The organism is Thermoleptolyngbya sp. M55_K2018_002 (assembly GCF_015295965.1).
Taxonomy (GTDB): domain Bacteria; phylum Cyanobacteriota; class Cyanobacteriia; order Elainellales; family Elainellaceae; genus Thermoleptolyngbya; species Thermoleptolyngbya sichuanensis.
The window spans coordinates 1-4263 of the sequence record NZ_DVEA01000166.1; the positions used below are offsets into that span (position 1 = coordinate 1).

At 55.1% G+C, this 4263-nt stretch carries 4 protein-coding genes; 2 read left to right on the forward strand and 2 right to left on the reverse strand.

All coding sequences use genetic code 11. The annotated features are described in order from the left end of the window. Positions 1 to 700: transporter substrate-binding domain-containing protein (locus tag IGS51_RS08360; protein WP_297077980.1), on the forward strand; the 700-nt coding region annotated here is incomplete at its 5' end. Here the strand turns inward: IGS51_RS08360 and IGS51_RS08365 are convergent. Both IGS51_RS08365 and IGS51_RS08370 read right to left on the reverse strand, forming a co-directional pair. After that, complete coding sequence (locus IGS51_RS08365) at positions 633 to 1412, reverse strand: ABC transporter permease (protein ID WP_297077982.1); 780 nt, start codon at positions 1410 to 1412, stop codon at positions 633 to 635. The genes IGS51_RS08360 and IGS51_RS08365 overlap by 68 nt on opposite strands. Before the next feature lie 89 nt (positions 1413 to 1501). Beyond that, positions 1502 to 2329, reverse strand: coding sequence for an ABC transporter ATP-binding protein (locus tag IGS51_RS08370; RefSeq protein ID WP_172358131.1), 828 nt, complete (start codon positions 2327 to 2329; stop codon positions 1502 to 1504). Positions 2330 to 2830: 501 nt separating this feature from the next. Here IGS51_RS08370 and IGS51_RS08375 point away from each other — a divergent pair. Beyond that, the gene (locus IGS51_RS08375) at positions 2831 to 3955 is read left to right on the forward strand and encodes an ABC transporter substrate-binding protein (RefSeq protein ID WP_297077984.1); all 1125 of its coding nucleotides are present in this window, start codon (positions 2831 to 2833) and stop codon (positions 3953 to 3955) included. The last annotated feature ends 308 nt before the right edge of the window (positions 3956 to 4263 follow it).

The window sequence follows — 4263 nt, forward strand, 5'->3', positions numbered from 1 at the left end:
GCGGACGATTCAGCTAGAACTGGTGCCTACGACGGCAGCAGAGCAGTTTGCCCAGGTTAGCCAGGGCGAACTAGACATCGCCTGTGGTACGAGCAGCATTACCCTCAGCCGCGGGTCGATGGTGGATTTTTCGGTGGGCTATTTCGTCACAGGGACACAGTTTTTGCTGGCACGGGGGCAAGGGCTTTCGGGCAATCGGCTGCGTGTGGGTGGCGTATCGGGCACAACCAACGCCGATCTGATTCGCAGGCGGCTGCCACTGGCGCGAATTGTGCCCGTGGGCGATCGCGCTGAGGGTCTGGCTCTGCTGCAACAGGGGCGGATCGACGCGCTGGCCAGCGACGGCATCTTGCTGGAGGGATTGCGGCGATCGCTGCCCGATGCCGACGCATACGAAGTCGTTCCTCCACAGCCCTTTAGCCGCGAGGTTTACGGCTGTCTGTTGCCCAAACAGGATCTGTCGTTTCGCGCCCAGGTGAATCAAAGCCTGACTCGCTTTATGGAAGGCGTGCTGTCTGGAGAGGCGGCGGCGACGCAGTTGCTTGAGCGCTGGTTTGGGCCGCAGGGCGCTGTTCCCTGGGAGACGACGGACACCGTGACCCACTTTCGGCGGGTGGTCGAGCAGAGCCGCGCTAGCGGGCCCAATAGATCAGATACTTTTCAGCCGCCGCGAAGAATCCGTAGAGAGCAGTCCCCATGATTGCCAGCACCATCAGACCCGCAAACCCTAGCGGCACGTCAAAGTTGGAACTGGCGGTGACGATGAGGTAGCCAATGCCCTTGTTGGAAGCGACGGTTTCCGAAATCACCGCACCCACAAACGCTAGCGAAATTGCCACCTTCAGCGAGGCAAAAATGTAGGGCATGACGTGCGGAAAGCCGATTTTTTGGAAAATCTCAAACTGAGATGCGCCGAGCGATCGCATCACGTCTTTCATTTCAGGTTCCACTGTGTCTAGCCCCAGCGCCACGTTGACTGCAATCGGGAAGAACGCCAGCAAGAACGCCGTAAGGATGGCTGGAATCGTGCCAATGCCAAACCAGAGCGCAAACAGCGGAACTAGCGCCACCTTGGGAATAGTATTAAACCCGACCAGCAGCGGGTATAGGATAATGTACGCCAGTCGAGAATAGCCGATCATGAAACCAAGAATGACACCTGCCAGAATCGCCAGCAGAAACCCTGCCAAGGTCGTGAACAGCGTTTGCATAGAATTCTCCCACAAAGCTGAACTGCGGGCGATTGCCGATTGCAAAATTGCAGACGGCGCTGGCAGATTGTAGCTGGGAATATTGAACAACCGCACCATCAGTTCCCAAAGCACAAACAGCAGCACGGTTGCCACCGCTGGAAATATAATGCTGGCGGATTTGGTGCGAGAGAATTTTTCAAGGCGATCGAACGTAGTCATGATAACCAGAAGAATGGTAAAAGCAGGGATTGCAGAGGCAAAGCGGAATAGGCGGAATAGAAAGCAGGATAGAAAAAATCGACACCGCGCTAGTTGCGATGAATATGGCGACGCAGGTCGGCCACAATGTGGTTGAAGTCGTCCGACAGCATCATGTCTGGCGTAGTGGGGCGCGGCAGCGATACGTCCACTTTGTAAATAATCGAGCTAGGTCGCGGCCCCATGACATACACCGTGTCAGACAAAAACACCGCTTCTCGCAGGTCGTGGGTAATCAAAATGCAGGTGCAGCGATTGTGCATCCATAGCTCTTGCAGCATTACCCACATCTCTTCACGAGTGAAGGCATCCAGCGCCCCAAACGGCTCATCGAGCAGCAAAATTTCAGGTTTGTGAATCAGCGCCCGACATAGCGAAGCCCGCTGGCGCATTCCACCCGACAACTGCCAGGGATACTGCTTCGCAAAGTCCTTCAGCCCCACCGTAGCCAGCAGCTCTTCCGCAGCGCGAGCGTGGATTGCCTTGCGGCTGGGATTGCGAATTTCTTGCTTATACGGTTCCACCACCTCCAGCGGCAGCATCACGTTTGCCAGCGTATTGCGCCAGGGCATTAGCACCGGGTTTTGAAAGGCAATGCCAACGTTTTTCAGCGGTTGGGTAATCTTTTTTCCGCGAAATCGGATTTCTCCCAGGGGCGCGGGCGACAGACCCGACACCATCCGCAGAATCGATGTTTTGCCGCAGCCGCTCGGCCCGACAAACGACACAAACTCGCCCTCGGCTATGTTCAGCGAAATCTCGTCGATAATGCGTCGCGGATTGCCATCGACTTGGTATTGCAGACCAATGCGATCGAACTCCAGAATGACAGGCTTGTCGGTTTTTGCAGCGCTGTCGATTGTTTCGGATTGAACCATGATGAGAAAACCCTTGACGCATTCAAGATGCCCTTCATTTGGGCAGCTAAGCAGGAAGGGATTCTGTAGTTCTTGACACAAAACCTGGGAATTAAGGCAAAGAGTTTTTAAGACGGTAGTTTTGACAAGGTTCTTAATGACTTTTCAAAAGTTGGCGATCGCAAATTGTAGCCTGGGTCACGTTTCGCTGCTTTGGATGTGTATACAGTACACTTTACGCTGAACCAAACTAAGCCAAGGGCACTGCTTATCTGCGCCCTTCGAGCAGTGTCCTCATTGGGTTTGCTGAGTATTGGTTTTGCGCTGTTTTGCCTGCGATCGCTCAAATGATTTGTCGAACTGAACTGAATCTGTGCAGTCAATGCGCTTGACTTTCAGGACTGAGGCAGGATTCTCGACAGCGCAAGCTCACTCGTTAAGGTAGGTTCAGCGTTGCTAGGAACACTCTGTAGTAAACAACTTGAAACATTGCCTGGTGCAGATCAATTCTCAAAGCGCACTATGAAACTTAATTGGCTGGCTCGATTTCTCTCTATTGCTCTGGTTGCTTCCCCCATGCTGCTGAGCAGTTGCCAAACGCCTACCCCAGAGGCGACTGCTCCAGAGGCATCGCCAGGGACGACGACGGCTGCTTCCCCAACGGCTCCGAACGAACTGCGGACGATCAAGGTCAACCCCTCCTGGCTCCTGCAAGGAGACAATGCGCCGATCACGCTGGCCAGCGAGAAGGGTTACTTTGCAGAGGAAGGGCTGAACGTGGTGATCGAGCGGGGCTATGGCTCTGCGAAGACCATCACCGATGTTGCAGCGGGGACGGTGGAGATCGGCTTTGGCGATATGTACTCGATGATCGAGTTCAACGCGAAGAATCCGAATGATCCGGTGGTGGCGGTGGCCGTGCCCTACAACCGTTCTCCGTTTGCGATCGCCACCTTGTCCACCAACGGCATCGCTGATCCCAAAGCCCTCCAGGGCAAGAAACTGGGCGCACCTGCCGGAGACGCGCCGCGCAAGCTGTGGCCTGTGTTTGCAGAACAGGTGGGCATTCCTGCCGACTCGGTGGAATGGATCACGATGGAGCCAAAACTGCGGGAAACGTTTCTGGTCAAGGGCGATGTCGATGCCGTCAGCGGGTTTTCGACCAGCATCTTGCCTGCGCTTGCCAAGGCAGGCAAGCAAGAGTCTGACTTGACAATGTTCTACTACAACGACTTTGGGCTGGATCTCTATGGCAATGCCATTGTGGTCAAGAAGTCTTTCTTGGAGCAGAATCCCGACGTGGTGCGGGGCTTCTTGCGGGCCTATTTCCGGGGAATGCAGGACGTGATCAAAGACCCGGCTGCGGGGCTGGCATCGGTGATGAAGGCGGGCGATTCCCTGATGGAGGAAGCGTCAGAAAAGCAGCGCCTAAAGATTGCCCTAGAGCGGCTGTGGGTCACTCCGGAGACTGAGGCGAACGGTCTGGGCGGCATCGATCCGGCTCGCTTTGAGCAGACGATCAAGCAGGTGGCCGGAGTGTTTGAAGTGACTCCGCCCCCGATTAGCGAAGTGTTTGACGATAGCTATCTGCCGCCTGCGTCGGAACGTGGCTTGCCACCTGCGGGCGATCGCCAACCGCTGAACTAGGGCAGATTGGCTCAGTGTCTGTGCTTTGCTTTATGTTTCGTTTCTAGATTTGATGTCTCCTAGAGATTGCGGGGGGTGAGAGCAATGCTTTCATCCCTTTTTTATGTCACTAATGTACTTCACGCAGCAATTTCAGCCCTCACCCTAAATCCCTCTCCCAGAGCGGGAGAGGGACTTCAAACCCACGGCTGGCTCCCCTTCTCCCAAGCGGGGAGAAGGGGTTGGGGAATGAGGGCAATCAGTTTGATGTCTCAGAGGATGTTTGAAAAGTCCTACTGTTTGTAGCAAAGCGTGCAAGATCCCCCTAA